Here is a 26212-nt window from a genome sequence, read left to right as displayed (position 1 = left end):
CATGGAATTTCGCAACCTCACGCCTTATCCGGCGATGGCGTTCGACGCGCTCGACCAGCATGACCAGCGCTTTCACGTCGTCGCGATGCGACTGACTTTTGAATTGCAGGATGACGGCCAGCTCCTGCTCGCACCCGAGCAAACACCGCTGGTCACCTCCGACGAGTACTACGGCGAACTGAACTGCTCCAGCGTCAGGCAGGAATCGGATCTGGCGCCGTACAAGCCGCATACCGACGTCATCGTCATTGCCGACGCGCACGCGCCGCAGGGACGCGCGGCCCGCGAGTTCGAGGTCGCCATCAAGATCAACGGCGCGCCGGTCGAGCCCGAGTTGCCGCCTGAACCTCATGGCTTGAATCCCTTGCAGCATGCTTCGCCCGAGCGCATGGCGCAGTGGCGGCAAGAGTGTACGCGCTTGACGGAGCAGGCCAGGCAAGGCCCGCTCATTTTGTCCAAGACGCTGCTTGTCACGGGTCCACGCGAATGGCGCAGGCGTTCTGCCTTGCTCCGGGCGCTGACGCTGTTTGTGCTTCCTGCATGGAAGCTGACTACGCCACAAGCCATCACGACGCTGCCACTACGTTACGAATACGCCTACGGAGGCGAGAACAAGATTCTTGAAACCGACCCGGCGGCCACACGTGTGAACAAAAAGCATCGACTTCCAGAGCGCAAGCCGTTGCCTGAATCTGCCACTGACGGCGATATGCAGCAAGCCATCGCCCATGCGGTGCATGAACACAATCCGATAGGCCTTGGCTTTGCGGAGGAATGGTATCTCCGTGCGACAAAAGCAACCCGGGTACCCGTGCCGCAAATTCAAGCGCGCAATGAGCCCCCGTTACGCTTTGGTGAAGCGTGCATGCCAGTGGGCTTGGGCATTATCGGACGCGCCTGGCAGCCCCGCCTGCGCCTCGCGGGCACTTACGACCAGCAGTGGCTGGAAGGGTGGCATCCCGGGTTGCCCGCTGATTTTGATTTTGCGTACTGGAACGCTGCGCCTGCGGACCAGCAAGTCATTCCTCATCTGGATGGCGATGAAACCATCACGCTCTCCAACCTCTGCCCTGCGGGGGCCGCAACAGCACGCGATGGCTAGGGATGCGTTTAAGAAAATGAATCGGAATCCGGCGGCTGGCGCGGCGCAAGAAAGCCATCGGGAGATGGTCCTTGATGACATATCGAAGGGTATGACCGAGAGCCTGCGTAATCGAGGTATGAGCCAGGCGGAGGCAGAAACGCAGGCCAGAGTTCAAGCAAAAGAAGTAATGAAAAAATTAGCCGCATTGCATGAGCCAGACATGGTCGCCGGAGGTTGGATGCAACACAAGACCAGTAGCATCGGCCGCGCTGACGTGAATAAGTCAATTGGAGCAAGCTGGAATCAGGCTTACACGCCGCCTGAAAGTCGGAATTCAGGGCAGAAAGCTCTGACTAGGGTGCAGGAGATGGATCGTGAAGCCCAACATGCGATTGATAACGGCCGTGGAAATCAGAAAATGAATGTCAAATTGGAGCCTTGCCGCGGCAAGGGAATGAGATGAGAGACGAAGACTTTGAATATTTTATTAGCAACTTTGGCGAGGCTACCAAGAGCTCCCCGGTGCCCCCCGCAAGCCTTGAAAAATGGCGCGGCAAGCTGCCGGACCAGTTATTAAGATACTGGGAGCAAGAAGGATGGTGCGAATTTTCGAACGGCCTCTTTTGTACAGTTGACCCTGACGACTATGAAGATATCGTTGATGAATGGCTTGCCGACACAGGACTAGATGAAATTGACGCGTTCCACGTAATTGCAAGGACTGCATTTGGGACGCTCTATTTGTGTGGTGAGAATACCGGGTGCAGTGTCACGATTCGCTGCGCCCTTAATATGATCTCTGCTCTACAAAATGGATTGAAGGAAAAAAATAAGGAAGAATTAGATTTTTCGATCCGTTTCTTTTTTGCTTACAGTAAGCCCGCCCAGCTTGATATCAAAGACGAGAGTGGACAGCCGCTCTTCGAACGCGCTCTAGCCAAACTAGGCCCACTCGAAACGCACGAAATCTACGGATTCGAGCCGGCAATCGTGCTAGGAGGAAAAATTCTCCTCGAAAATCTGGCGAAAGTGAATGCCAATGTGCACCTGACGATTCGCGGACACCGAATTGGAGGGAGTTGACGTCTTCCACGTCATTGCGAGGTCTGCATTTGGCAAACTCTACGTGTGTGGAGAGAAGACAGGCAGCAGCGTTTCGATGAACTGCGTGCTCCATAGCGTCTCTGCTTTCGAAAATGAACTGAAGCCCAAATCCAAGGAAGACTTGGATTTTTCGATTCGTTCGTTATTCGCATGCCTTGAGCCGGATCAGTTTGACCTGAAAGACGAGGATGGTCAGCCCCTCTTTGAACGTGCGCGATCCAAACTAGGTCCGCTTGAACCGCATGAAATATATGGTTTCCAGCCCGCCATCGTCCTGGGCGGGAGCTTCCTGCTCGAAAATCTGGTGAAAGTGAAGGCCAATGTGCACCTGACGCTTCTCCGCATGTTCGGCGAGCCGACATTCCCATTCTCGGGGATCGACATTGAAGAGTGGCTTGACGAGTCAGACACGCAGTAGTGATAGCACACCCCAAGTCATCACCCAAGTACGGAATGACTCAGGGCAAGACTCCTTGGACCGAAACCGCTCGCCCTGAACCCATCAGAAAAAAGCCGCTGTCCGTGAACCCCTTCCGGCAGCGGCTTTTCCCCTGTATGAAGCTTCAATCAGGCACCGGCGTCAGCACCGGCTTGCCAGAAAAATGCGCCTGCAAATTGGTGAACGCCAGTTCCGCCATGGCCGTCCTGGTGACCAGCGTGCCGCTGGCCATGTGCGGCGTCAGCACCACGTTCTCCAGCGCGGCCAGTTCGGCCGGAATGCTCGGCTCATTCTCGAACACGTCCAGCCCCGCACCGGCAATCGTCCCGGCCTGCAGCGCCGCGATGAGCGCCTTTTCATCCACCACCGAACCGCGCGCCACATTGATGAGGAAGCCCTTGGGGCCCAGCGCCTCCAGCACCTCGGCATTGACCAGCGCCCGCGTCCCGGCACCACCCGGCGTGATCATCACCAGGAAATCGACCTCGCGCGCCAGCGAGACGATGTCTTCCACATAGGTGTAGGGCACGTCCTTGCGCGAACGGTTGTGATACGCAATCTGCATGTCGAACGCGGCCGCCCGCTGCGCAATGGCTTGCCCGATGCGGCCCAGGCCGACGATGCCCAGGCGCGCGCCGCTGACCTTGGTGGTGAAGGGGAAGGGCCCCTTCTTCCATTCGCCGCTACGGGCAAAGCGGTCGGCCCGCACCACGTTGCGCGCCACGGCCAGCATCAGCGCAATGGCCATGTCGGCCACATCCTCGGTGAGCACGTCGGGCGTGTGGGTCACATGGATGCCGCGCTCGCGGGCGGCCGGTACATCCACCCCGTCATAGCCAACCCCGAACACCGAGACGATCTCCAGCGCCGGGAAGCGCGCCATGAACTCGCGCCCGACCTTGGCTTCGCCATTGGCGGCAATGCCGCGCACCTGCGGCGCGATGGCAGCGAGCGCTTCATCGGTGAGCGGATCGAGGATGAGGTTGTGGCAGGTGAAGTTCTGCTGCAGCAAGTCCAGCAGGTGCTGCGGCAGGCGGGCGACGATGAGGACGACAGGGCGGCTGAAGGAAGTCATGGGCAGTATGAAGAAGAGGAAGAGGAAGACAGTGAGGGAGGCATAACGATACGTCTGCGCCGCACCCCGCGGGCTGAAAAATTTTCAAGCCCGCAGGAGGGGAAGGGCGGCGCTCAGATCGCCGGGCTGGCCCCCGCTTCGCGCACCGGATCCAGCGGCGGTAGCGGGCGCGGCTTGCGGTTTTCATCGGTGGCCACGTAGGTGAGGGTGGCTTCGGTCACCTTGACGATTTCGGTCTGCAGGCGATTGCGCTCCGCATACACTTCAACGTTGACGGTGATGGAGGTATTGCCGACCTTGACGATATCGGCATAGAAGGACAGCAGGTCCCCCACGAACACCGGATTCTTGAACAGGAAGGAATTGACCGCAATGGTGGCCACTCGCCCGTTGGCGCGGCGCGTGGCCGGCAGCGAGCCGGCGATGTCGACCTGGGCCATGATCCAGCCGCCGAAGACGTCGCCATAGACATTGGCATCCGACGGCATGGGCATGACGCGCAGCTGCGGTGCCTTGCCAGGCGGAAGTTGGGAAACGGTGGATGACATGGAAGGCTCCTTTGCAGGTGATGTCCGGCGGCGCGCCGGGATGGCTCTTATAATTCGGTTTTGCGGCTGTGCGCCCGCAGGCGCGGCAACGGCCTAGTGTATCGGATGTTGCCCTCCTGCTGTGTTGCCGTGCCCGACCCCTTTCAACCCGACCCGCCCATGCGCCGCTACCCCAATTCCGCCTCCTCATCGCAAGCCCCCATCAAACGCCAGCGTGGCGACTGGGAAGTCGTCCGCACGCTGCTGCCCTACCTGTGGACCTACAAGTGGCGCGTGATGCTGGCGCTGGCCTTCCTGGTCGGGGCCAAGCTGGCCAACGTGGGCGTGCCGCTGGTGTTGAAGAGACTGGTCGATGCCATGACCATCACGCCGACCCATCCGCAAGCCTTGCTGGTGCTGCCCCTCGGCTTGCTGGTGGCCTACGGCGCGCTTCGGCTGGCCACGGCCCTCTTCACCGAATTGCGCGAACTCATGTTTGCCCGCGTCACGCAGCGTGCCGTGCGCACCATCGCACTGCAGGTCTTCCGCCATCTGCATGCGCTGTCGCTGCGCTTCCACCTGAACCGCCAGACCGGCGGCATGACGCGCGACATCGAGCGCGGCACGCGCGGGGTCTCCACGCTGGTGTCCTATACGCTCTTCTCGATCCTGCCCACCATCATCGAGATCGTGCTGGTGCTGGCCTACCTGAGCACGCATTACGACATCTGGTTCTCGCTCATCACGGCCGGTGCGCTGGTGCTCTACATCCTCTTCACCATCACGGTGACCGAGTGGCGCACCCATTTCCGGCGCACCATGAACGAGCTGGATTCGCATGCCAACACGCGCGCCATCGACTCGCTGCTCAACTACGAGACGGTGAAGTATTTCGGCAACGAGGAATTCGAAGCGCGCCGCTATGACGAAGGCCTGCAGCGCTATGAGCGCGCGGCGGTGAAATCGCAGAGTTCGCTCTCGCTGCTCAATACCGGGCAGTCCGCCATCATCGCCATTGCGGTCACGCTCATCCTGTGGCGCGCCATCGCCGGTGTCATCGCTGGCAGCATGACTCTGGGGGACATGGTGCTGGTCAATGCCTTCATGATCCAGTTGTACATTCCGCTCAATTTCCTCGGTGTGCTCTATCGTGAAATCAAGCAGAGTCTGGCGGACATGGAACGCCTGTTCTCGCTGCTGGAAGAAAACCGCGAAGTGGCCGACCGGCCCGGTGCGCAGCCGCTCAGGACGCAAGGTGCGGAACTGCATTTCGAGCATGTGGACTTCAGCTACGAGCGCAATCGTCAGATCCTCTTCGATGTCGATTTCAAGGTGCAGGCAGGCACCACCACCGCCGTGGTCGGCCACAGCGGTTCGGGCAAGTCGACGCTGTCGCGTCTGCTGTATCGCTTCTACGACGTCGACCAGGGCGCCATCCGTATCGACGCGCAGGATGTGCGCAATGTCACGCAAGCCTCGCTGCGCCAGGCCATCGGCATCGTCCCTCAGGACACGGTGCTGTTCAACGACACCATCGAATACAACATCGCCTACGGCAAGCCCGGCGCCACGCGAGAGCAGATCGTGGCGGCGGCCAAGGCGGCCTATATCCACGACTTCATCGAATCGCTGCCGGAAGGCTATGCGAGCATGGTCGGCGAGCGCGGACTGAAATTGTCGGGCGGTGAAAAGCAGCGCGTGGCGATTGCCCGCACCCTGCTCAAGGATCCGGCCATCCTCATCTTCGATGAAGCCACCTCGGCCCTCGACTCGCGCGCCGAGCAGGCCATCCAGCAACAGCTCGAAGAAATCGCCCGTGAGCGGACCACGCTGGTCATTGCGCATCGCCTGTCCACCATCGTCAATGCCCACCAGATCCTGGTGATGGATCACGGTCGCATCGTCGAACGCGGTACGCATGCAGGACTGTTGATGGCCAATGGTCTGTATGCGCAGATGTGGCTGCGCCAGCAGGCCGGGGCCGAGGACGAGGGTGGTTCGGCGCTGCCGCAACCCGAGGGCGCCGTGCCGGCAGGCGAGCCGGACGCCGAACCCACGGTGCTGATGCCGGCCGGACGGCGCTAAGGCCTCCATACGCGCGTGCAGCTTGCGCCGGCGCGGGCGCAGCGGCACAATTCGCCCATTCGACCTGGAAAGGGAAGTGGGCGGGCAATGGAAAGCAAATGGCTTGAGGATTTCGTCTCCCTGGCGGAGACGCGCAGTTTCAGTCGCTCGGCGGAGTTGCGGCATGTGACGCAACCGGCCTTCTCGCGGCGCATCCAGTCGCTGGAAGCCTGGCTGGGCACCGACCTGATCGACCGCACCTCCTATCCCACGCGCCTGACGGCCGCCGGCGAAGTCTTCTATGAACAGGCCGTGGCCATGCTGGGCCAGATCAACAACACCCGCGCCCTGCTGCGCGGCAAGCGGCCCACGGCCCAGACCACCATCGACTTCGCCGTCCCCCATACGCTCTCGCTGACCTACATGCCCAAGTGGTTGAGCGCCCTGGAGTCGGGGTTCGGCTCCATCAATACCCGCCTGATCGCGCTCAACGTCCACGATGCCGTCATGACCATCGTCGAAGGCGGCTGCGACCTGCTGCTGTGCTATCACCATCCGCGCCAGCCGGTGCAGCTCGATGCCAGCCGCTACGACATGCTCACCATGGGCACCGAAACCCTGCGTCCGTATTCGCGCTGCGACCGCAATGGCAAGCCGGATTACGTCTTTCCGGGCAGTGCCAAGGCGCCCGTGCCGTTTCTTTCCTACACCAGCAATGCCTACCTGGGCCGCATGGTGGAACTGATGATGGCCGACACCAAGCGCCCGCTGCACCTGATGAAGCACTACGAAACCGACATGTCGGAAAGTCTCAAGATGATGGCGCTGGAGGGGCACGGGGTGGCCTTCCTGCCGGAATCCTCGGTGGTGCGCGAGGTGCGCAATCGCCAGCTCGCCCGCACTGATGGTCCGACCGGGGAGTGGGAAGTGGAGATGGAAATCCGCCTCTATCGTGAACGTCCGACCGCGCAGCGTACCGGCAAGGCGCTGGTGGCGCGGCTGTGGGAATACCTGGTGGATCTGGATGCGCAGCGGCAAGAAAAGACGGGGCGCAGCGAGCGTGGTGAGCGTCCCAGGTCGGCTCCCGCCAGCCCCGCAAGGGCTGCGGGCGCAAAGTCGGTACGCACTACTGAAAAACGCGAATCCTGATCAAAAATTAACAGGCTCGAACGGCGCAATCCCTTTATGATAGAGGGTTTCCAAAGGTTATGCAGGCGCTGCATAATTACATGCTCACAAAGCATTAGCCTTGTTTTGGCCGGCTGGCTACGATGGCGGCGCTGAATCGGACAGGCACGAATTTCCAGCTGGCGCACCAGGGCCGGGCTGGCAGGCGCGCCTCCGTCGCCGCCTTGGTGCGCGCCCTGCCGGCGCGACTTGCAGGCCGCTGCCGACGGAGTAACATGCCCTGGCGAACTTCGGAATTTGCAGGCCTCTCGTCTTGAACAGCACGGCTATCCAAAGGAGCGATTGCATCATGTCGAACGTACCTAATCACGAAGTGCCTTCCTATCTCGTCCCGCACGGCATCGGTCCGTGGGGCGTGTATCTCGAACAGATCGACCGCGTGACGCCCTACCTGGGCTCGCTGGCGCGCTGGGTGGAAACCCTGAAGCGACCCAAGCGCATCCTGGTGGTTGATGTCCCCATCGAACGTGACGATGGCACCATCGCCCACTTCGAAGGCTACCGCGTGCAGCACAACACTTCGCGCGGCCCCGGCAAGGGCGGCGTGCGTTTCCACCAGGATGTGACGCTCTCCGAAGTGATGGCGCTGTCGGCCTGGATGACCGTCAAGAATGCCGCCGTGAACGTGCCCTATGGTGGCGCCAAGGGCGGTATCCGCGTCGATCCCAAGACTCTCTCCCGTGGTGAGCTGCAGCGCGTCACGCGCCGCTATACCAGCGAAATCGGCATCATCATCGGCCCCAACAAGGACATTCCGGCTCCCGACGTCAACACCGATTCGCAGATCATGGCCTGGATGATGGATACCTATTCCATGAATCAGGGCAGCACCTCTTCGGGCGTGGTTACCGGCAAGCCCATCTCGCTGGGCGGTAGCCTCGGCCGTCATGAAGCCACCGGTCGCGGCGTCTTCGTGGTCGGTTGCGAAGCCGCTGTCAAGCGCGGCATGGACATCAAGGATGCCAAGGTCGCGGTGCAAGGTTTCGGCAACGTCGGCGGCATCGCTGCACGCCTGTTCGCTGAAGCCGGCGCCAAGGTGGTGGCCGTGCAGGATCACGTGACCACGGTCTTCAACGCCGCTGGCCTGGACGTGCCGGCACTGCAGGCGTACGTCGCCAGCAATGGCAGCGTCAAGGGTTTCCCTGGTGCGGACGAGATCACCGATCGTGCCCAATTCTGGTCGGTCGACTGCGACATTCTGGTGCCTGCCGCACTGGAACAGCAGATCACCGAAGCCAACGCCAATCAGATCAAGGCCAAGATCATCCTGGAAGGCGCCAACGGCCCGACCACGCCGGCTGCCGACGACATCCTGCGCGACAAGGGCGTGCTGATCGTGCCCGACGTGATTGCCAACGCCGGTGGCGTGACGGTGAGCTACTTCGAATGGGTGCAGGACTTCTCCAGCTTCTTCTGGACCGAAGACGAAATCAACCTGCGCCTGACCCGCATCATGCGCGAAGCCTTTGCCGCCGTCTGGCAGCTGGCCGAAGAGAAGAAGGTGTCGCTGCGTACGGCGGCCTTCATCGTGGCCTGTACCCGCGTGCTGCAGGCGCGCGAGATGCGTGGTCTGTATCCGTGATGCAGTGATGCCTTGAAAGATCGGTCCGGCGAGCACCGGACCACCACGGCCCAAGACGGCGGCGCAGTGCGCCACAGATCGTCGGCCATGATTCCAGAACACTCTGGTTCGGAGGAGACGTGGTTGCAGTGCGCATGCGCACCGCAGGCCAACCAGCCTTGCGGCGCAATATCTTCAGTACGGGACCCGGCATCGACATGCCGGGCGCTGCCGCATGTGCGTCCGGTTCGGCGTCTGCCTCGCAGGGCGTGCCGGCCGACCTTGCACTGTGGACCAGGCGACGTGTTTTTGACAGATCCCTTCACCCCTGCCGCACTCGCATTCGTCCCCAGGACGCTGCGCTCGCTGCTTCCTTGCACTTTTCTTCATATCGCCTCGCAAGCCGCCTCCACACGGGCTTGGCGCTGCCACTTCCGGATTCTCTCGAAGCCCTTGCCCGTCGCCTCGACAGACCGTGTCGTCGGCTGCGCCTGCACGCTCGCGTGTGGCCTGCGCAGTTGGTTTCTGGCATGGATATTGCTGACCGGAACGGGGGTGCTGTCGTGGCGTCTGTGGCTGGGCCAGCGCTTCCTGCGTGGTGCGAAGCCGTCCTCAGCGCATCGGATCGTGGTGTTGCGGCCATGAGGGTTTTTGCGGATTGCCTGACCGGGCGGCATATGTCGTACAATGCGCCCGCCGCCAGTTGCGCTTGGGTAATTTGCCAGCCTGTGGATCACCGAGGGGGTGGTCGTTGCAAGACGTCACCAGTGGTGCATCAAACAAAGCTGGCAAAGAACTGTGTTAGCACACAGAATAGGCGACACGGCAGAGAACAATAACAGGTTCGTCAATACGGCCGGCCAGCCCGATGTCGGGCTCCGCGCAAGCGGATCCGCCAGCGGGTCATTTGATACGTTACGTAAAAAATTTTTCCAGGAGGTCACACAATGAAGTTATTGAAGCTAGCAGGGGTTTTGGTTGGGGCAAGCGTACTGATGAGCTCGGTGCATGCTGAGGAATTCACCGGCCGTCTGAAGAAGATCAAGGACTCGGGTACCCTGACGCTGGGTGTGCGCGATTCGTCGATCCCCTTCTCCTATCTGGACGACAAGCAGTCCTACCAGGGCTACTCGATCGACCTGTGCCTGAAGGCCGCGACCGCGATCCAGAAGAAGCTGGGCCTGACCTCGCTGAACATCAAGATGGTGCCCGTGACGTCGGCCACCCGCATTCCGCTCATCGCCAACGGTACCACCGACATTTCCTGCGACTCCGCGACCAACAACCAGGAGCGCTGGAACCAGGTGGCCTTCTCGATGACCGAGTTCGTGACCGCCAACAAGTTCCTGTCCAAGAAGTCGGCCAACCTGAAGACGCTGGATGACCTCAAGGGCAAGACCATCGTGTCGACCTCCGGCACTTCCAACCTGAAGCAGATTACTGCGCTGAACGCCGAACGCAACCTGGGCATGAACATCCTGGCTGCCAAGGACCACGCCGAAGCCTTCCTGATGGTGGAAACCGGCCGTGCCGCTGCCTTCGTGATGGACGACATCCTGCTGTCCTCGCTGGCTGCCAACTCCAAGGCGCCGGGCGACTACCAGGTGTCCTCGGAAGCCCTGTCGGTCGAGCCGTACGGCCTGATCCTGCCCAAGGGTGACAAGGAGTTCAAGAAGGTCGTGGACGATGCGCTGACCGTGGTCTACAAGGGTGACGACATCAAGAAGATCTACGCCAAGTGGTTCCAGTCGCCGATCCCGCCCAAGGGTGTCAACCTGAACGTGCCGATGAGCCCGCAGCTGCAGGCCGTGCTGGCCAAGCCGACGGACTCCTACGATCCGGCTGCCTACGCTGTCGTGCCGGAAGCGCAGAAGAACATGGGCAAGAAGAAGTAATCAGCACATTGCTTCGTGCAATTGGATGAAACGGGGGCCTGTCCCCCGTTTTGTTTAGCCGGAGCTGCCCCGCTTGCCCGGCAGCAAGGCAGGGGTGGCGCCGGTGCTGACCCAACAAGAAGCGGCGCGGCATTTGCCTGGTGACCGCGCCCGAGAACACAGACTTCGAACACAGACGAGGCCATTTATGCATTACAACTGGAATTGGGGAATCTTCTGGGAGATGTCTCCCGATGGCATCCCCTACATCGATACGCTGCTGGCGGGTCTGAAATGGACCCTGGCCACGGCCGCCTGCGCCTGGATCATGGCACTGGTCCTGGGCACCATCTTCGGTACCCTGCGTACCACCACCAAGCCCTGGGTCGTGCGCATTGCCAACGGCTACGTGGAACTGTTCCGCAACATCCCGCTGCTGGTGCAGATGTTCCTGTGGTATTTCGTGATACCGGAACTGCTGCCCAAGGGCCTCGGTGACTGGATCAAGAGCCTGCCGGATGCGTCCTTCGTGACCGCGACCCTGGCCCTGGGCTTCTTCACTTCCTCCCGTGTGGCCGTGCAGGTGACCACCGGCATCCAGGCGCTGCCGCGCGGCCAGCGCATGGCCGGCGCCGCACTGGGCCTGACGCCCACGCAGACCTACCGCTATGTGCTGTTGCCGATGGCTTTCCGCATCATCATTCCGGCGCTGACCAACGAATTTGCCGCCATCATCAAGAACAGCTCGGTGGCGCTGACCATCGGTCTGGTGGAACTGACCGCGGCGACCTACTCGATGCGCGAATTCACCTTCCAGACCTTCGAGGCCCTCACTGGCGCCACCATCATCTACGTGATCATTTCGGTCATCGCGCTGTTCCTGGCGCGTCTGCTGGAAAAAGTCACCGCCGTTCCCGGCTATATCACCGGCGGCAGCACCAGCGCAGGAGGGCATTGATCCATGTTCAGCAATTTCGATTTCGACGTCATCCAGCGTTCCTGGGTCTACCTGTTCACGACCGGCCTGAAGTTCACGCTCATCCTGACCTTCTCGGCCATGCTGGGCGGGATCATCCTGGGGACGCTGCTGGCCATGATGCGCCTGTCGTCCAACAAGCCGCTGTCATTCGTCGCCACGACCTACGTCAACCTGATCCGCTCCATTCCGCTGGTGCTGGTGATCTTCTGGTTCTACTTCCTGGTGCCTTTCATCGGCGCCTGGATCATCGGTGCCTCCGAGCCTATCCAGGTCGGCGCCTTCGAATCGGCCCTGATCACCTTCATCCTGTTCGAGGCGGCGTATTACTGCGAGATCATGCGTTCGGGTATCCAGTCCATCCCGCGTGGTCAGGTGTTCGCCGGCTATGCCATCGGCATGAACTACTGGCAGATGATGGGCAACGTGGTGCTGCCGCAGGCCTTCCGCAACATGACCCCGATTCTGCTCACGCAAACCATCGTGCTGTTCCAGGACGTGTCGCTGGTCTACGTGCTGGGTTCGGTGCCCGACTTCGTCACCAGCGCCTCCAAGATCGCGCAGCGTGATGGCCGTCTGGTGGAAATGTATCTGTTCGTGGCCGTGGTCTACTTCATCCTCAGCTTCAGCCTGTCGGCCTTGGTGAAGCGCTTCCAGAAGAAGATCGCCATCATCCGCTAATGCCTTTGACGGCCGCCGCCCGTGCGCTGTTGCGCCAGGTGGCGGCCAGTGAATCCAGAATTCAGAAATCCAGGAGAATCCAATGATTGAACTCAACAACGTCAGCAAGTGGTACGGCAGCTTCCAGGTCCTGACCGACTGCTCGACCTCCGTCAAGAAGGGCGATGTGGTGGTGGTGTGCGGCCCGTCCGGTTCGGGCAAGTCCACGCTGATCAAGACCGTCAACGGCCTGGAGCCGTTCCAGAAGGGCACCATCACGGTCGATGGTGTCTCGGTGGGCGACCCCAAGACCAACCTGTCCAAGCTGCGCGCGCGCATCGGCATGGTGTTTCAGAATTTCGAGCTGTTCCCGCACCTCTCCATCCGCGAGAACCTGACCATCGGCCAGATCAAGGTGCTGGGTCGTTCCAAGGAAGAGGCTACCGAAAAGGGTCTGAAGTACCTGGACCGCGTGGGCCTGCTGGCACACAAGGACAAGTTCCCCGGCCAGCTCTCCGGCGGCCAGCAGCAGCGCGTGGCGATTGCCCGCGCACTGTCGATGGACCCGATCGCCATGCTGTTCGATGAACCGACCTCGGCGCTGGACCCGGAAATGATCAATGAAGTGCTGGACGTCATGGTCGGCCTGGCCCAGGAAGGCATGACCATGATGGTCGTGACCCACGAAATGGGCTTTGCCCGCAAGGTCGCCAACCGCGTGGTCTTCATGGACAAGGGCCTGGTGGTGGAAGATTGCGCCAAGGACGAGTTCTTCGCTTCGCCGCGCTCGGAACGCGCACGTGACTTCCTGGCCAAGATCATCACCCACTGATCGCTCTAGCCTGAGTCAATGCAAGGGCCGCTCCGGCAACGGGGCGGCCCTTGTCGTTTGTGCCAGGTCAAAAGCGGGTCAGGGCTTGCTCCCGGGGTGCTTGACGGCTACGGTAGAATGTCGCCCTTGAAGACATCGCGGCTGGCTCTCCACAGCCCGCATCCGCCGGGATGCCTTGCCAGACATTGAGACTGACCCCCACTCCAAGACCGAAAGAGCATCGCAATGAGCAACGTATTGACCATCACCCGCCCGGACGACTGGCACCTGCACCTGCGCGACGGCGCCACCATGCAGGACGTGCTGCCGCATACCGCACGCCAGTTCGCCCGCGCCATCGTCATGCCCAACCTGAAGCCGCCGGTGACCACCACCGCGCAAGCCGGTGCGTATCGCGATCGCATCCTGGCGGCCTTGCCCGCCGGCATGGACTTCGAGCCGCTGATGGTGCTCTACCTGACCGACAATACCCCGCCCGAGGAAATCCGCCGTGCCAAGGAAAGCGGCTTCGTCAAGGCCGTGAAGCTCTATCCGGCCGGCGCCACCACCAATTCGGATGCCGGCGTGACCGATCTCTCCAAGTGCTACAAGACCCTGGAAGTACTGCAGGAAGTGGGCATGCCCTTCCTGGTCCACGGTGAAGTGACCGACCCCGAGATCGACCTGTTCGACCGCGAAGCCGTCTTCATCGAGCGCATCATGAAGCCGCTGCGTCAGGCCATGCCGGAACTGAAGGTGGTCTTCGAGCACATCACCACCAAGGAAGCGGCCGACTACGTACTGGCCGGTGAGGGCCCGACGGCGGCCACCATCACCGCGCACCACCTCCTGTTCAACCGCAACGAGATCTTCAAGGGCGGCATTCGTCCGCACTACTACTGCCTGCCGGTCTTGAAGCGCGAGACCCATCGCAAGGCACTGGTGGCGGCAGCGACCTCGGGCAATGACAAGTTCTTCCTCGGCACCGATTCGGCGCCGCATGCCAAGGGCGCCAAGGAGCACGCCTGTGGCTGTGCCGGCTGCTACACCGCGCTGCACGCGCTGGAGCTGTATGCCCAGGCCTTCGACAGCGCCGGTGCGCTGGACAAGTTCGAGGCCTTCGCCAGCTTCAACGGTCCGGACTTCTACAACCTGCCGCGCAACACCGGCACCGTCACCCTGAAGCGCGAGACCTGGGCCATCCCGGCCGAGCTGCCCATGGGCGAGGCCACCGTGGTGCCGCTGTCGGCGGGCGAACAGATCCACTGGAAGATGGTCTGACAGAGTCTGGTCTGCTTCGCGGATCAGCCGTGTTGCTTCGTCCCCGGCTTCCGACTGCAAGGGCCGGGCTGTCCATCACAACGAAAGAAAGGCGAGCTGTATGCAATTCGTCGATGAACTGATTACCGATTTCGACAAGGCACTGCGCGTGATCAACGGCGTGGTGTTCGAGAGCCGTCCCAACCCGGGGCGCGGCCTGCCGGACGGTGTCATGAACGAGGCCGAGAAGCGCCACGCGGCCGGGCTGATGCGGGTCAACAACGTCGGGGAGGTCTGTGCCCAGGCGCTCTACGATGCCCAGGGCCGGTTTGCCCAGACCGAGGATATCAAGCAAGCCTTCCGGCGCGCAGGCATTGAGGAAGAGGATCACCTGGCCTGGACTGCCGAACGCCTGCGTGAGCTGGGTTCACATACCAGTCTGCTCAATCCGCTGTGGTATGGCGGGGCCTATGTACTGGGCAGTATTGCGGCACGGCTGGGGGATGCGCGCAACCTGGGCTTCGTCTCCGAGACCGAACGCCAGGTCGAGCACCACCTGCTGGGCCACCTGGACAAGCTGCCGGCCCAGGACAACCGCTCGCGCGCCATCGTCGACCAGATGCGCCTGGATGAAATCGAACACGGCCAGGCCGCACGTGATCTGGGCGCGGCCGAAGTGCCGGCTCCGGTGCGCGGGATGATGAAGGCCATGGCCAAGGTCATGACCACGGTGGCTTACCGGATCTGATATCGGATCGCCACAGGCGTGGCGGACATGAAAAAAGCGGCCCCGGCCGCTTTTTTTCTTGCTGCATCCAATACCGGACCTTACTGCTGCTGGGCGGCCGCCGAGGAGGTATCGGTCAGGTCGTCGATGATCTCGAAGGAGTGCGTGATCTCGGCCGTCTTCTCCAGCATGATCGAGGCCGAGCAGTACTTGTCGTGGGACAGCTTGATGGCGCGCTCGACCACATTGGTCTTCAGGTTGCGGCCACGCACGGTAAAGTGGAAATGAATCTTGGTGAAGACCTTGGGATCGGTCTCGGCACGTTCCGACTTCAGGGTCACGTCGCAGCCGCGCACGTCCTGGCCGCTCTTGCGCAGGATCACCACCACGTCATAGGCGGTGCAGCCGCCGGTGCCGGCCAGCACCACTTCCATCGGACGCGGCGCCAGGTTGCGGCCGCCGCCATCGGGCGCGCCATCCATCGTCAGCAGGTGGCCCGAACCGGTTTCCGCCGTGAAGGTCATGCCGGACAAGCCGGTCCAACGTACTGTGCATTCCATCTGTATCGTCCCAATCGGTTCCATGAAGCTGCGTATTGTAGCTTTTGATGCGCGCGCCCGCAGCCAGTGCAGGGGAGGGCATGTGAAGCTTCATGATTTTTGCGCTGCGGAAAAATTGTCGAATTATTATTCATCTATCGCATTTCCACTGCGCTTTCGGCAACTTGTAACTCAGTAGTGATGCCGCTTGCAGACAGTTACAAATTTATTCGCTGCGCGTTATTGCGTCGCACAAACCGCTTTGCTATATTGAATTCAACGGAAGTTTTTGCAGCACGTAACGATGTCTCCTCCACCCTCCTCATTGGTGTGGATTAAACCCGGAACCTCAGTGTCCGGGTTTTTTTTGTCTTTTTTCCGGCAAACTCGGTCAAAGCACGATGCAAAGTTGCTCCGGCGGCAACGAAATGCCGCCTTCCCGCGATAAAACCCGGGAAAATTGCCGGATCGCCGCCACAATCCCGCGAAACCTTTTGACGCTAAGTCCTTGAAAAGGCTATACTTGCCGGCTTTCCCATGCGCTCGGGAAGATAGAAGGATGAGTCCGCAAAGCGAAGCAGCAAGGACAGCAGGCATCGGCCGGCTGGCCCGCATGAGCGGAACCGCCATTTGAGCGTTTATATACTGATAGAGAAAGTCAAACATGAAGACCTTTTCCGCTAAAGCCCATGAGGTTCAGCGCGAGTGGTTCGTGATTGACGCGACGGACTTGGTCCTCGGACGTGTTGCCAGCGAAGTGGCACTCCGACTGCGCGGCAAGCACAAACCCGAATTCACTCCGCACGTCGATACCGGTGACTTCATCGTCGTCGTCAACGCAGGCAAGCTGCGCGTGACCGGCACCAAGGCCACTGAAAAGACCTATTTCCGCCACAGCGGTTATCCGGGCGGCATCTACGAAACCAACTTCCTGAAGATGCAGCAGCGTTTCCCCGGCCGTGCGCTGGAGAAGGCCGTCAAGGGCATGCTGCCCAAGGGTCCGCTGGGCTACGCCATGATCAAGAAGCTGAAGGTCTATGCAGATGGCAACCATCCGCACTCGGCCCAGCAACCGAAACCCCTCGCCCTCTAAGGAACAGACATGATCGGTAACTACAATTACGGAACCGGCCGTCGCAAGAGTGCAGTGGCGCGTGTTTTCATCAAGGCAGGTTCGGGCAACATCATCGTCAATGGCAAGCCCGCCGCTGAATACTTCTCCCGCGAAACCGGCCTGATGGTGATCCGTCAGCCGCTGGAACTGACCGGCAACGTCGAACGTTTCGACATCAAGGTGAACGTCCACGGTGGCGGCGAGTCCGGCCAGGCCGGCGCTGTTCGCCACGGCATCACCCGCGCTCTGATCGATTACGATGCAGGCCTGAAGTCGGCTCTGTCCAACGCAGGCTTCGTCACCCGTGACGCGCGTGAAGTCGAACGTAAGAAGGTTGGTCTGCGCAAGGCACGTCGCGCAAAGCAATTCTCGAAGCGTTAATCGTTTCCTGCATTACGGAAAGCCGTCGGCATGCTGCCGACGGCTTTTTGCTTTCTTGCCTGCCTGCTTTGCCGCAAGGGGCGGTACCGACAGCGCGTCTCGCATTGTGACGAGTATTCCGGCTATTTACGGAAATAACTTCCCAATGGGAAATCAGGGGGAAATATTCTCCTGCTAGAATTGAAAGCTTTCCGGCGTGTGATGTCGCGATGGGGTCGATGCAGTCGATGCGCGTACCTGCAGCGCTCATCCGCCACGGCGTATTTCTTCGCTTTTTTTCGCAAGGAACAGACATGATCAAGGTAGGTATCGTTGGCGGAACCGGTTACACCGGTGTCGAATTGCTGCGTATTTTTGCCACGCACCCCCAGGCCCGGGTGGAAGCCGTGACCTCGCGCAAGGAAGACGGCATGCCGGTGGCCGAGATGTATCCTTCCCTGCGCGGCCGCGTGGACGTGGCCTTCTCTTCGCCCGACAAGGCGCGCCTGACCGACTGTGACGTGGTTTTCTTCGCCACCCCGCACGGCGTGGCCATGGCCCAGGCCCCGGAACTGGTGGCCGCCGGTGTGAAGGTGATCGACCTTGCTGCCGACTTCCGCATGCAGGACGTGGCCGCCTTCGAGAAGTGGTACAAGCTGCCGCACAGCTGCACAGACCTGTTGAAGGAAGCCGCCTACGGCCTGCCCGAACTGAACCGCGAAGCCATCCGCAAGGCGCGCGTGGTGGGCAACCCGGGTTGCTATCCGACCACCATGCAGCTGGGCTTTGCCCCGCTCTTGAAGGCCGGCGTGATCGATGCCTCGCACCTGATCGCCGACTGCAAGTCCGGCGTTTCCGGCGCTGGCCGCAAGGCTGAACTGAGCCTGCTGTTCTCGGAAGCTTCCGACAACTTCAAGGCCTATGGCGTCTCCGGCCATCGCCACTCGCCCGAAACCATCGAACGCCTCTCGCACCTGACCAGTGACAAGGTGGGCCTGCTGTTCACTCCGCACCTGGTGCCGATGATCCGTGGCATGCACTCCACCCTCTACGCGCGTCTGAACAAGGACATCGACAACGCCGCCCTGCAGGCCCTGTTCGAGGAGGCTTACAAGGATGAGCCCTTCGTCGATGTGCTGCCCTTCGGTTCGCATCCCGAGACCCGCACCACGCGCGCCTCCAACATGCTGCGCCTGGCCGTGCATCGTCCGGACAATGGCGATACCGTGGTGGTGCTGGTGGTCCAGGACAACCTGGTCAAGGGCGCTTCCGGTCAGGCCGTGCAGTGCATGAACCTGATGTTCGGGCTGGAAGAAACCACCGGCCTGCAGCAGGTCCCGGTCCTGCCGTGAAGTACCGCTTGTGGCGTCGGCGCATGACGATTTCAGCGCCGAAGATGACCATCAAGCGGCACCTGCCCTGGCCGCTGATGATCCTTCTGTGGGCTGCCGTGGTGGGCGTGGGTGCGGCGGCGGCGGTCTGGACCTACCAGCTCGGCCGCAACAACCTGCCGGGCCTGCAGGCCGATGCCGGCGATGCCAGCGAGCAGATCGAGCAGTTGAGCGAGCAGGTCAAGAAGTTGAGCGCCGAAAATGAGCGCTTGCAATCCGCCGCCAACGCGTCGCAAAATGAATTGAAGATTGCCCAGACGGCGCAGGCCACCCTGGCGACCCAGGTCAAGAACCTGGAGGCGGAAAACAACCGTCAGAAGGAAGACCTGGCTTTCTTCGACAGCCTGCTGCCCACCAACCTGGGCGCGCCCGGCATCACCATCCAGCGCTTCAAGGCCGAACAGGCGGCGCCCAACCAGGTACGCTATCGCGTGCTGGTCATGCAGGGTGGTGGGGGAACGCAACAGTTTGCAGGAAACCTACAGCTTAGTGTCAATATGGTGCAGGGCGGCAAAGGTGTTACCATCAACTTTCCGGAGAGCAATGCCACTGACCAGGCGCGCTACCGGCTCGCATTCAAGTACTATCAGCGGGTCGAAGGCCTGCTGACCATTCCCGAGGGCGCCATCGTTAAATCGGTGGCGGTCCGAGTTCTCGACCGCGGCCAGGTGCGTGCCCAGCAGTCGGTAGATCTGTGAGGTGATTCCATGTTTACACGCAAGACCAAGAGCACGATCGACAGCCTCATCGGCATGTCCACCAGCATCACGGGCGACGTCGGTTTCAAGGGCGGCCTGCGCATTGACGGCACCATTACCGGCAATATCAATGCCGAGAGCGGTCAGCCCAGCGTGCTGGTCATCTCGGAACACGCCAAGGTGATCGGCGAGGTGCGTGCGGCGCATCTGATCGTCAATGGCGAGATCATTGGTGACGTCCACTCCACCGAACTGCTGGAGCTGCAGCCCAAGGCTCGCATTACCGGCAACGTCTTCTACAAGGCCCTGGAGATGCACGGCGGGGCCCTGGTGTCGGGCAAGCTCAGCCATGACCAGCAGGCGGAGACGCCCATGCTGAAGCTGGCCGTATCGTCGGAAGCATGAAAATCCGCAAGCGCTTATAATGGCTTTATCGATCTAATGTATTGATCCGCCTCAAGCCCAGCAGGAGCCCGAAATGAATGCCGTAGCCGAACTGCAACAAACCGACATGCCCGCCCCGATCAACTTCAGCGACAGCGCAGCCGCCAAGGTGGCCCAGCTGATCGAGGAAGAAGGCAATCCCGACCTGAAACTGCGCGTCTTCGTGCAGGGCGGTGGTTGCTCGGGTTTCCAGTACGGTTTCACCTTCGATGAAATCGTCAACGAAGACGACACCACCATGAGCAAGAACGGCGTCCAGCTGTTGATCGACTCGATGAGCTACCAGTATCTGGTGGGCGCCGAGATCGACTACAAGGACGACCTGGAAGGCGCGCAATTCGTCATCAAGAATCCGAACGCCACGACCACTTGCGGTTGCGGCTCTTCCTTCTCGGTGTAAGTGCCGCCAGACTCCCCGTACCATGCTGGTTTGCGGGGAGATGAAGAAAAAGGACGCCTCGGCGTCCTTTTTTCATGTCTTGAATCTTCATATCGGCCTGCGGCCACCGTCCGGCGGGCCTTTCCGACGTCTGTTCCTGGACGCCGCAAAAGCCCTTGTTCGCCTTACCCCAATTCAGTGAAGGCTTTTGCCGCAGCGGCGATGGTTTCCTCGATGATGGCATCGCTGTGCTGGGCCGATACGAAGCCAGCCTCGAAGGCCGACGGTGCAAAGTACACGCCCGCATCCAGCATCTTGTGGAAGAAGCGGTTGAAGCGCTCCTTGTCGCCCTGCATCACCTCGGCATAGCTGGTCGGCACCTTGGTATCGAAGTACAGGCCGAACATGCCGCCAATCGCATCGGCGGCAAAACGCACACCAGCCGCCTTGGCCGCCGCGCTCAGGCCATCGGTCAGCTTGCGGGTCTGTGCTGCCAGGAGTTCGTAGAAGTCGGGCTGCTGGATGATCTTCAGGGTCGCCATGCCGGCCGCCACGGTGACCGGGTTGCCCGACAGCGTGCCTGCCTGATAGACCCCGCCCAGCGGCGCCAGATGCTTCATCACCTCGGCACGACCGCCGAAGGCCGCCACCGGCAGGCCGCCGCCGATCACCTTGCCCAGCGCCGTCAGGTCGGGGACGATGCCATTCAATTCCTGGGCGCCGCCACGGGCCACGCGGAAACCGGACATCACTTCATCGAAGATCAGGATGGCGCCGTATTCGGTGCACAGGCGGCGCATGGTGCGCAGGAATTCGTCGGTGGCCCGCACCAGGTTCATGTTGCCGGCCACCGGCTCCACGATCACGCAGGCGATCTCGTTGCCGGCAGTCTTGAAGGCTTCTTCCAGCTGCTGGGCATTGTTGTAGTCCAGCACCAGGGTGTGCTTGGCAAAATCTTCCGGCACCCCGGCCGAGGTCGGATTGCCGAAGGTCAGCAAGCCGCTGCCGGCCTTGACCAGCAGGGAATCGGCGTGGCCGTGATAGCAGCCTTCGAACTTGATGATCTTGTCGCGACCGGTGGCACCACGGGCCAGGCGCAGCGCGCTCATGGTGGCTTCGGTGCCGGAGGAGACCAGGCGGATCTGTTCGATGGAGGAGACCAGCTTGATGATTTCCTCGGCCATCTCGATCTCGGCCTCCGTCGGCGCGCCAAAGGACAGGCCGCGCGCGGCCGCCAGTTGCACCGCCTTGACCACTTCCGGATGGGCGTGGCCGACGATGGCCGGGCCCCAGGAGCCGATGTAGTCGATGTAGCGCTGGCCTTCGGCATCCCAGAACCAGGGGCCTTCGGCGCGTTCGATGAAGCGCGGGGTGCCGCCTACCGAGCGGAAGGCACGTACCGGGGAGTTGACGCCGCCCGGCGTACTTTGCTGGGCGCGGGCGAACAGGGTTGCATTGGTCTTGGTCATGAGCTTGCGGAGTCGAGTCCGGATTCGTGGATCAGATCAGTTGATGGAGGGCGGCGCGTCCAGATCGGCGGGATCCTCCGATTCGCGCGCCCAGAAATAGCGGTCGGGCAGCAGCTTGCCCATGCCGATTCGCTGGGCATTGGCCAGCGCGGCCAGGGTGAACTCCTGCGCCTCGGAGGCTGCCAGCGGCACTTCCAGGTCATTGGCCAGCATGGCCGCCATGGCGCCCGAGAGCGTGCTGCCGGCACCGACGAAGGAGCCGGGCAGGCGCGGCCAGGCATCCTGGCGCACCAGGCCGGATTCGTCGAAGAGCGAATTGGCCACTTCCTGCAGGTCGGTCTGGGTATTGGTCACCAGCAGGTATTCGCAGCCCATCTCGATGATGTGCATGGCGTCCAGTTCGAGCGCATCGCCCGGCACCGGTTCGCGCCAGGTCTCGGCCAGGCGGGTAAGCTCGCCGGCCGAGCAGATCAGCACGGTGGCCTGCGGGATCAGCAGTTCGCGGATGGCAATCAGGCGGTCATCCTCGTCCTCCTGATTGGCCAGGGCGCTGATGAACGGGTCCAGGATCAGCGGAACGTCGGGGTAGTCGGAGACGATCTCGGCAATCACCGAGATGTTCTCGATACTGCCCAGGGCGCCCACCTTGAAGGCGGCCACGGCCATGTCTTCGAGGATCACGCGGGCCTGGTCGGCGACCCAGTCCACGTCGACCACCTGCACGTCTTCGACGCGGGCGGTGTCGCCGATGAGCAAAGCCGTCACCACCGACAAACCGTGGCAGCCCATGGCGGCGAAAGTGGCGAGATCGGCCTGCACGCCCGTGGCGCCGACCGGATCGGCGGCGCCGAAGCTGAGGATGAGGGGAGGAGTTTGGTTTTGCACGTCGAGTAGATTAAGATAGCTGACTTAGCATTTTACTTGATTGATTTTAGGGATAGTCAGCCGTGACGAATAGCAGCCAAACCGAATTCAAAACCTGGATGTGCCTGATCTGTGGTTGGATCTACGACGAAGAAGCAGGCCTGCCCGAAGAAGGCATCGCCCCAGGCACCCGCTGGGACGACGTCCCCATCAACTGGACCTGCCCGGAATGTGGCGCCCGCAAGGAAGATTTCGAGATGGTGGCGATCTGATCGCCGCCTGAACGCAATGACCGCCGCCGACGGTTTCGGCAACGCGCACCGGCGCCAGGCTCCTGGCGCTGCGCTGGCGGCGTCTCCTTCACCCGAAGAGGCGCCGTACACCCGCTCTTTTTTCCTGCTGGGCGGGATTTGATGTGGATCAAACTCTCCCAATCTCACGGGTTCGTCTCGTTTTCCCATCATTTTTTCTGCCTGGTGGTGCAGGCCCTTTGCCCGCTGGAAAAACGGTGAACTTTTCTGGGTAAAATCTCCTCCAGTACCAGCTTTGCCTGCGTGACCGGAAACAGGACGCACAGATGTCCGCCCGTCCGCCGTGAGGCAACCTCCCCCAACGGTCTTGTCATTGAGTCCAGCCACGCCATCGCGCCGCCGGAGCGGTATGGCGCGCGTGCGCATCGCCCATGCCGGGCGTGCCGGATGACATGGCCTTTTCCAACTGTCACATGAGGCTGGTATGCCACACACCAAGGATTTCGTCATCGATGCAGCCCCCGTCTGCGACTCGCCCGGCCTGCAGGAGCGCGAGGGGCTGGAGCAGTTCCAGGCCTCGCTGATCACGCGCATGGCCGCGTCCGACAATGAAAGCATGCGCTCACGCCGCCTGGCGGTGGCCATGGGCGAGCAGCACTATCTGATACCGCTGGCCCAGGCCGGCGAGATCGTCCCGCTGGCCGGCCTGCCCGTCACGCCCGTCCCGGCCACGCAGGCGTGGTTTCTCGGTCTGCTCAACATCCGCGGCAGTCTCATCGGCCTGGCTGACCTCATGGGACTGGCCGAGGCCGCATTGCAGGAAATCGGGCGCGGTAGTCATGCCTTGCTGCTGGCCGATGGCCTGGCGCCCCATTGCGCTTTGCTGCTCTCACGCGTCCTGGGCTTGCGAGACATCACAGAAATGACGCGAATATCGAAAAACTTCGAGACGGAAATCGCGTTACCGGGCATCAACGGACGTTATAAAGACAACAGTGGTCAGCAATGGGATGAATTGGACCTGTCGCAGTTGATCCAGGATAGCCGGTTCCTGCAGATCGGCCGCTAGCAGCGGGTCGCCGGATCAGCAGTGCGGGCAATACGAATACCTGAAATACCTGAGAAATCCGAAAGATCTTCGAGATCTGCCAAGAGGGAATAGGAACACCGGCCATGGAACCGACCTTGCCGTCTCTGTCGAAAAAGAATGCCGTGGCCGCTGCCAGGCGGCCTGCCGTGCCGCCTGGCAGCGGTCTGCGCCTGCCCTGGCTGCATCGTTATTCACTGCGCACCCAGACCCGGGTGCTGCTGGGCGTGCTGGCGCTGTCGCTGGCCGCGCTGTGCCTGTTCATGTGGCTGGGAGCGCGCCTGTATCTGCTGGCCACCCTGCAGACCAATCTGGCATCGGACCTGGTGATGCACTCCCAGCGCATCGGCAAGGCCGTGCCCAATGCCATACAGGGCAATCCACAGGCCTTTGTGCAACTGGCGCAGAGCCGTCTCGAATTCAATCGCGGGCTGCTGTTGCTCAGCAGCGGCGGGCCCTACCAGGGACAAAATATCGGCCTGCCTGATCCTGCCCTCAAGCCGGCGCTGGAGAACGTGGCACGTCTGTGGCGCCGTACCGACCTGGCGGCCGAGACCATCCTCGGCATGGAAAGGGAACTGACCGGGTTCGGCACTACCCTGAAGCGGCTCAACGAACTGCTGCCGGTCATGCTGGACCTGAGCGAGCAGATCGCCATGCTGCAGTCCCAGGGCCGCCCGACCACGCGCGAGATGACCGCTGCCAGCCAGCTGGTGATGCTGACCCTGCGCCTGGGTCGCAGCTCCAATGAGTTCCTCACCTCCGATGGCGTCAACGCCGAAACCGCCTTCATGCTCGGCAAGGACATCACCGCCTTCGGCGATCTGCTCAAGAGTCTGCTGGAGGGCAACGACATGCTGCGCCTGCGGGCTGCCAGCGATCCCGACCTGCGTACCAAGCTGCAGGACCTCACGCGGGTCTTCGGCGATTACCAGCCGCAGGTCACCGGCATTCTGGGCAATCTGCAGAATTTCATCGCGGCCAAGCGTTCCGAGCAGTTGGTCTTCACTGAAAACGAGACCCTCAAGCGCCATCTGACCGACCTGCAGGAAGCCTACCGGGTGGCCCTGAAAGCGCGTTCCTGGACCTTCTGGGCGGTGCTCTGCGCGATGGCGCTGGCACTCTTGAGTGCCATCGGGATTGCCCTGGTGCAGTTGCAGAGCAGCCGCAACAACGCCGCCGCCGCCGAGCTGCGGCGCCAGGAGGCCGAGCTGCAGCGTCAGCTGGCCCAGCAGGAAGAAGAAAAGGCCATGCGCGCCAACCACCTGACCCAGGCTGCCGTGCTGCGCCTGATGACCGAGCTGCAGCGCGTGGCCGATGGCGACCTGACGGTGCATACCACGGTATCGGATGATGTCACCGGAGCCATCGCCGACTCCGTCAACTACACCGTCGAAGCCCTGCGCGGTCTGGTCGAGCAGGTCACGCAGATGGCCGCCAAGGTGGCGCACAGTTCCGAACATGTGCGCGGCACCACCACCGAGCTGGGCGCCGCCGCGCGGGCCCAGGCGCGGCGCATCCAGCGCATCGCCCAGGCCATGCTGGAAATGTCCAATCACATCACCGGTATCTCGGTCTCGGCCGACGAATCCGCCGATGTCGCCCGCCACGCCGTGGTGGTGGCCGAGCGTGGCGCGCGCGCGGTGGAAGATGCGGTCAAGGCCATGGACGGCATCGGAGAGCAGATCCGCGAGACCTCCGAGCGCATCAAGCGCTTGGGAGCCTCGTCGCAGATGATCGGGGAGATCACCGAGCTCATTTCCGACATTACCGAGCGCACCAATGTGCTCGCGCTCAATGCCGCCATCCAGGCCGCCTCGGCAGGCGAGGCCGGGCGCGGCTTCTCGGTGGTGGCCGAGGAAGTGCAGCACCTGGCCGAGCGCTCCAGTGCCGCCACGCGCGAAATCGGCGCGCTGGTCAGGATGATCCAGGCCGATACCCGCGACGTCGTGGTGGCGATGGAAAAATCCACCACCGGCGTCACTGATGGTGCCGTGCTGTCGGATGCAGCCGGCAGTGCCCTGGCCGATATCCGCAGCGTCTCCAAGCGCCTGGCCGAACTGATCCAGGGCATGGCCGTATCCACCCGCGGGCAGGCGGTGTCGGCCAATGGCGTGGCCCAGCAGATCCAGGGCATCCTGCGCGAGAACGACATCATCGAGCAGAGCCGCGAGCAGGTGTCCACGCTGTATGAAGAATTGTGGGATGCCGCCCGCCAGCTGGAAAGCTCGGTCTCGCGCTTCCGCATCAAGGTGACTTGACCCCG

The 26212-nt window shown here is 61.8% G+C and carries 27 protein-coding genes and 1 pseudogene; 23 read left to right on the top strand and 5 right to left on the bottom strand.

What is annotated here, in order from left to right:
* The first annotated feature begins 1 nt into the window (after position 1).
* The 5 genes and pseudogenes from GWL_RS15630 (at position 2) to GWL_RS15615 (ending at position 2606) form a co-directional block, all read left to right on the top strand.
* A complete protein-coding gene (locus tag GWL_RS15630; protein WP_008331926.1) occupies positions 2–1102 on the top strand; it encodes a DUF2169 domain-containing protein in 1101 nt (366 codons plus the stop codon).
* Positions 1095–1547 carry a polymorphic toxin type 15 domain-containing protein gene (locus tag GWL_RS22770; protein ID WP_050978127.1) on the top strand — a complete coding sequence of 151 codons (453 nt, stop codon included), beginning with the start codon at positions 1095–1097 and terminating at the stop codon, positions 1545–1547. The genes GWL_RS15630 and GWL_RS22770 overlap by 8 nt, the downstream gene beginning before the upstream one ends.
* Complete coding sequence (locus GWL_RS15620; protein ID WP_034350984.1) at positions 1544–2167, top strand: GAD-like domain-containing protein; 624 nt, start codon at positions 1544–1546, stop codon at positions 2165–2167. Before GWL_RS22770 ends, GWL_RS15620 begins: the two co-directional genes overlap by 4 nt.
* Positions 2154–2204, top strand: a pseudogene (locus tag GWL_RS24115) (hypothetical protein); the annotation flags it as partial. The gene GWL_RS15620 and the pseudogene GWL_RS24115, both read left to right, overlap by 14 nt.
* 39 nt (positions 2205–2243) lie before the next feature.
* A complete protein-coding gene (locus GWL_RS15615) occupies positions 2244–2606 on the top strand; it encodes a DUF1851 domain-containing protein (RefSeq protein ID WP_008331924.1) in 363 nt (120 codons plus the stop codon).
* Positions 2607–2751: 145 nt separating this feature from the next.
* Here the strand turns inward: GWL_RS15615 and GWL_RS15610 are convergent, their stop codons facing one another.
* On the bottom strand, positions 2752–3702 hold the full coding sequence (locus GWL_RS15610) for a 2-hydroxyacid dehydrogenase (RefSeq protein ID WP_008331923.1): 951 nt from the start codon (positions 3700–3702) through the stop codon (positions 2752–2754).
* A gap of 113 nt (positions 3703–3815) precedes the next feature.
* The gene (locus GWL_RS15605) at positions 3816–4250 is read right to left on the bottom strand and encodes an acyl-CoA thioesterase (RefSeq protein WP_008331921.1); all 435 of its coding nucleotides are present in this window, start codon (positions 4248–4250) and stop codon (positions 3816–3818) included.
* A gap of 159 nt (positions 4251–4409) precedes the next feature.
* Here GWL_RS15605 and GWL_RS15600 point away from each other — a divergent pair, with 159 nt between their 5' ends.
* From GWL_RS15600 to coq7, 9 genes are all read left to right on the top strand, one after another.
* On the top strand, positions 4410–6314 hold the full coding sequence (locus tag GWL_RS15600; RefSeq protein ID WP_008331919.1) for an ABC transporter ATP-binding protein/permease: 1905 nt from the start codon (positions 4410–4412) through the stop codon (positions 6312–6314).
* 87 nt (positions 6315–6401) lie between these two features.
* Entirely contained in the window at positions 6402–7442 is a 1041-nt protein-coding gene (locus GWL_RS15595; protein ID WP_008331917.1) for a LysR family transcriptional regulator, read from the top strand.
* Between the two features lie 328 nt (positions 7443–7770).
* Positions 7771–9063, top strand: coding sequence for a Glu/Leu/Phe/Val dehydrogenase (locus tag GWL_RS15590; RefSeq protein ID WP_008331915.1), 1293 nt, complete (start codon positions 7771–7773; stop codon positions 9061–9063).
* 926 nt (positions 9064–9989) lie between these two features.
* Positions 9990–10937: an amino acid ABC transporter substrate-binding protein gene (locus GWL_RS15585; protein ID WP_034350981.1), complete on the top strand. Its 948-nt coding sequence runs from the start codon at positions 9990–9992 to the stop codon at positions 10935–10937.
* A gap of 187 nt (positions 10938–11124) precedes the next feature.
* Complete coding sequence (locus tag GWL_RS15580) at positions 11125–11874, top strand: amino acid ABC transporter permease (protein ID WP_008331912.1); 750 nt, start codon at positions 11125–11127, stop codon at positions 11872–11874.
* 3 nt (positions 11875–11877) lie between these two features.
* Positions 11878–12573, top strand: a complete 696-nt coding sequence (locus GWL_RS15575) for an amino acid ABC transporter permease (RefSeq protein WP_008331911.1) — start codon at positions 11878–11880, stop codon at positions 12571–12573.
* 82 nt (positions 12574–12655) lie between these two features.
* Positions 12656–13384: an amino acid ABC transporter ATP-binding protein gene (locus GWL_RS15570; RefSeq protein WP_008331909.1), complete on the top strand. Its 729-nt coding sequence runs from the start codon at positions 12656–12658 to the stop codon at positions 13382–13384.
* 225 nt (positions 13385–13609) lie between these two features.
* Positions 13610–14644 (top strand): dihydroorotase, encoded by a 1035-nt coding sequence (gene pyrC / locus GWL_RS15565; RefSeq protein WP_008331906.1) that lies wholly within the window; start codon positions 13610–13612, stop codon positions 14642–14644.
* Between the two features lie 100 nt (positions 14645–14744).
* Positions 14745–15371: a 2-polyprenyl-3-methyl-6-methoxy-1,4-benzoquinone monooxygenase gene (gene coq7 / locus GWL_RS15560; RefSeq protein WP_008331904.1), complete on the top strand. Its 627-nt coding sequence runs from the start codon at positions 14745–14747 to the stop codon at positions 15369–15371.
* Between the two features lie 80 nt (positions 15372–15451).
* On the opposite strand, the gene GWL_RS15555 is transcribed toward coq7, so the two are convergent.
* Positions 15452–15910, bottom strand: coding sequence for an OsmC family protein (locus GWL_RS15555; protein ID WP_034350979.1), 459 nt, complete (start codon positions 15908–15910; stop codon positions 15452–15454).
* A 643-nt stretch (positions 15911–16553) separates the two neighbouring features.
* Between GWL_RS15555 and rplM the strand changes: the two genes are divergently transcribed.
* From rplM to erpA, 6 genes are all read left to right on the top strand, one after another.
* The gene (gene rplM / locus GWL_RS15550) at positions 16554–16982 is read left to right on the top strand and encodes a 50S ribosomal protein L13 (protein WP_006461967.1); all 429 of its coding nucleotides are present in this window, start codon (positions 16554–16556) and stop codon (positions 16980–16982) included.
* Positions 16983–16991: 9 nt separating this feature from the next.
* A complete protein-coding gene (rpsI, locus tag GWL_RS15545; RefSeq protein ID WP_006461968.1) occupies positions 16992–17384 on the top strand; it encodes a 30S ribosomal protein S9 in 393 nt (130 codons plus the stop codon).
* Positions 17385–17677: 293 nt separating this feature from the next.
* A complete protein-coding gene (argC, locus tag GWL_RS15540) occupies positions 17678–18715 on the top strand; it encodes an N-acetyl-gamma-glutamyl-phosphate reductase (RefSeq protein WP_008331901.1) in 1038 nt (345 codons plus the stop codon).
* Between the two features lie 23 nt (positions 18716–18738).
* On the top strand, positions 18739–19452 hold the full coding sequence (locus tag GWL_RS15535) for a DUF6776 family protein (RefSeq protein ID WP_008331900.1): 714 nt from the start codon (positions 18739–18741) through the stop codon (positions 19450–19452).
* A 9-nt stretch (positions 19453–19461) separates the two neighbouring features.
* Complete coding sequence (locus GWL_RS15530; protein ID WP_008331899.1) at positions 19462–19857, top strand: polymer-forming cytoskeletal protein; 396 nt, start codon at positions 19462–19464, stop codon at positions 19855–19857.
* A 73-nt stretch (positions 19858–19930) separates the two neighbouring features.
* On the top strand, positions 19931–20296 hold the full coding sequence (erpA, locus tag GWL_RS15525; RefSeq protein ID WP_008331898.1) for an iron-sulfur cluster insertion protein ErpA: 366 nt from the start codon (positions 19931–19933) through the stop codon (positions 20294–20296).
* 164 nt (positions 20297–20460) lie between these two features.
* Here erpA and hemL read toward each other — a convergent pair whose 3' ends face one another.
* Complete coding sequence (hemL, locus tag GWL_RS15520; protein WP_008331896.1) at positions 20461–21744, bottom strand: glutamate-1-semialdehyde 2,1-aminomutase; 1284 nt, start codon at positions 21742–21744, stop codon at positions 20461–20463.
* A 36-nt stretch (positions 21745–21780) separates the two neighbouring features.
* Positions 21781–22629 carry a hydroxymethylpyrimidine/phosphomethylpyrimidine kinase gene (locus GWL_RS15515; protein WP_008331894.1) on the bottom strand — a complete coding sequence of 283 codons (849 nt, stop codon included), beginning with the start codon at positions 22627–22629 and terminating at the stop codon, positions 21781–21783.
* Between the two features lie 98 nt (positions 22630–22727).
* On the opposite strand from GWL_RS15515, the gene GWL_RS15510 reads away from it, so the two are divergent.
* The 3 genes from GWL_RS15510 (at position 22728) to GWL_RS15500 (ending at position 26207) form a co-directional block, all read left to right on the top strand.
* Positions 22728–22880: a rubredoxin gene (locus tag GWL_RS15510; protein WP_006461975.1), complete on the top strand. Its 153-nt coding sequence runs from the start codon at positions 22728–22730 to the stop codon at positions 22878–22880.
* A gap of 463 nt (positions 22881–23343) precedes the next feature.
* Positions 23344–23928 (top strand): chemotaxis protein CheW, encoded by a 585-nt coding sequence (locus GWL_RS15505; RefSeq protein WP_008331889.1) that lies wholly within the window; start codon positions 23344–23346, stop codon positions 23926–23928.
* Positions 23929–24032: 104 nt separating this feature from the next.
* Complete coding sequence (locus GWL_RS15500; protein WP_008331886.1) at positions 24033–26207, top strand: methyl-accepting chemotaxis protein; 2175 nt, start codon at positions 24033–24035, stop codon at positions 26205–26207.
* The last annotated feature ends 5 nt before the right edge of the window (positions 26208–26212 follow it).

Source organism: Herbaspirillum sp. GW103, assembly GCF_000261365.1.
GTDB lineage: Bacteria > Pseudomonadota > Gammaproteobacteria > Burkholderiales > Burkholderiaceae_D > Herbaspirillum.
The sequence above is the reverse complement of the archived record's forward strand: the minus strand, read 5'-3'. Positions and strand labels throughout refer to the sequence as shown.

Coding starts and splice junctions, on each gene's coding strand:
- GWL_RS15500 (WP_008331886.1), top strand. CDS start 24,033: ATGGAACCGACCTTGCCGTCTCTGTCGAAAAAGAATGCCGTGGCCGCT.
- erpA (WP_008331898.1), top strand. CDS start 19,931: ATGAATGCCGTAGCCGAACTGCAACAAACCGACATGCCCGCCCCGATC.
- hemL (WP_008331896.1), bottom strand. CDS start 21,744: ATGACCAAGACCAATGCAACCCTGTTCGCCCGCGCCCAGCAAAGTACG.
- GWL_RS15530 (WP_008331899.1), top strand. CDS start 19,462: ATGTTTACACGCAAGACCAAGAGCACGATCGACAGCCTCATCGGCATG.
- GWL_RS15590 (WP_008331915.1), top strand. CDS start 7,771: ATGTCGAACGTACCTAATCACGAAGTGCCTTCCTATCTCGTCCCGCAC.
- GWL_RS15535 (WP_008331900.1), top strand. CDS start 18,739: ATGACGATTTCAGCGCCGAAGATGACCATCAAGCGGCACCTGCCCTGG.
- GWL_RS15555 (WP_034350979.1), bottom strand. CDS start 15,910: ATGGAATGCACAGTACGTTGGACCGGCTTGTCCGGCATGACCTTCACG.
- GWL_RS15585 (WP_034350981.1), top strand. CDS start 9,990: ATGAAGTTATTGAAGCTAGCAGGGGTTTTGGTTGGGGCAAGCGTACTG.
- GWL_RS15630 (WP_008331926.1), top strand. CDS start 2: ATGGAATTTCGCAACCTCACGCCTTATCCGGCGATGGCGTTCGACGCG.
- pyrC (WP_008331906.1), top strand. CDS start 13,610: ATGAGCAACGTATTGACCATCACCCGCCCGGACGACTGGCACCTGCAC.
- GWL_RS15570 (WP_008331909.1), top strand. CDS start 12,656: ATGATTGAACTCAACAACGTCAGCAAGTGGTACGGCAGCTTCCAGGTC.
- GWL_RS15615 (WP_008331924.1), top strand. CDS start 2,244: ATGAACTGCGTGCTCCATAGCGTCTCTGCTTTCGAAAATGAACTGAAG.
- argC (WP_008331901.1), top strand. CDS start 17,678: ATGATCAAGGTAGGTATCGTTGGCGGAACCGGTTACACCGGTGTCGAA.
- GWL_RS15510 (WP_006461975.1), top strand. CDS start 22,728: ATGTGCCTGATCTGTGGTTGGATCTACGACGAAGAAGCAGGCCTGCCC.
- GWL_RS15600 (WP_008331919.1), top strand. CDS start 4,410: ATGCGCCGCTACCCCAATTCCGCCTCCTCATCGCAAGCCCCCATCAAA.
- GWL_RS15575 (WP_008331911.1), top strand. CDS start 11,878: ATGTTCAGCAATTTCGATTTCGACGTCATCCAGCGTTCCTGGGTCTAC.
- coq7 (WP_008331904.1), top strand. CDS start 14,745: ATGCAATTCGTCGATGAACTGATTACCGATTTCGACAAGGCACTGCGC.
- rplM (WP_006461967.1), top strand. CDS start 16,554: ATGAAGACCTTTTCCGCTAAAGCCCATGAGGTTCAGCGCGAGTGGTTC.
- GWL_RS15595 (WP_008331917.1), top strand. CDS start 6,402: ATGGAAAGCAAATGGCTTGAGGATTTCGTCTCCCTGGCGGAGACGCGC.
- GWL_RS15610 (WP_008331923.1), bottom strand. CDS start 3,702: ATGACTTCCTTCAGCCGCCCTGTCGTCCTCATCGTCGCCCGCCTGCCG.
- GWL_RS22770 (WP_050978127.1), top strand. CDS start 1,095: ATGGCTAGGGATGCGTTTAAGAAAATGAATCGGAATCCGGCGGCTGGC.
- rpsI (WP_006461968.1), top strand. CDS start 16,992: ATGATCGGTAACTACAATTACGGAACCGGCCGTCGCAAGAGTGCAGTG.
- GWL_RS15605 (WP_008331921.1), bottom strand. CDS start 4,250: ATGTCATCCACCGTTTCCCAACTTCCGCCTGGCAAGGCACCGCAGCTG.
- GWL_RS15505 (WP_008331889.1), top strand. CDS start 23,344: ATGCCACACACCAAGGATTTCGTCATCGATGCAGCCCCCGTCTGCGAC.
- GWL_RS15620 (WP_034350984.1), top strand. CDS start 1,544: ATGAGAGACGAAGACTTTGAATATTTTATTAGCAACTTTGGCGAGGCT.
- GWL_RS15580 (WP_008331912.1), top strand. CDS start 11,125: ATGCATTACAACTGGAATTGGGGAATCTTCTGGGAGATGTCTCCCGAT.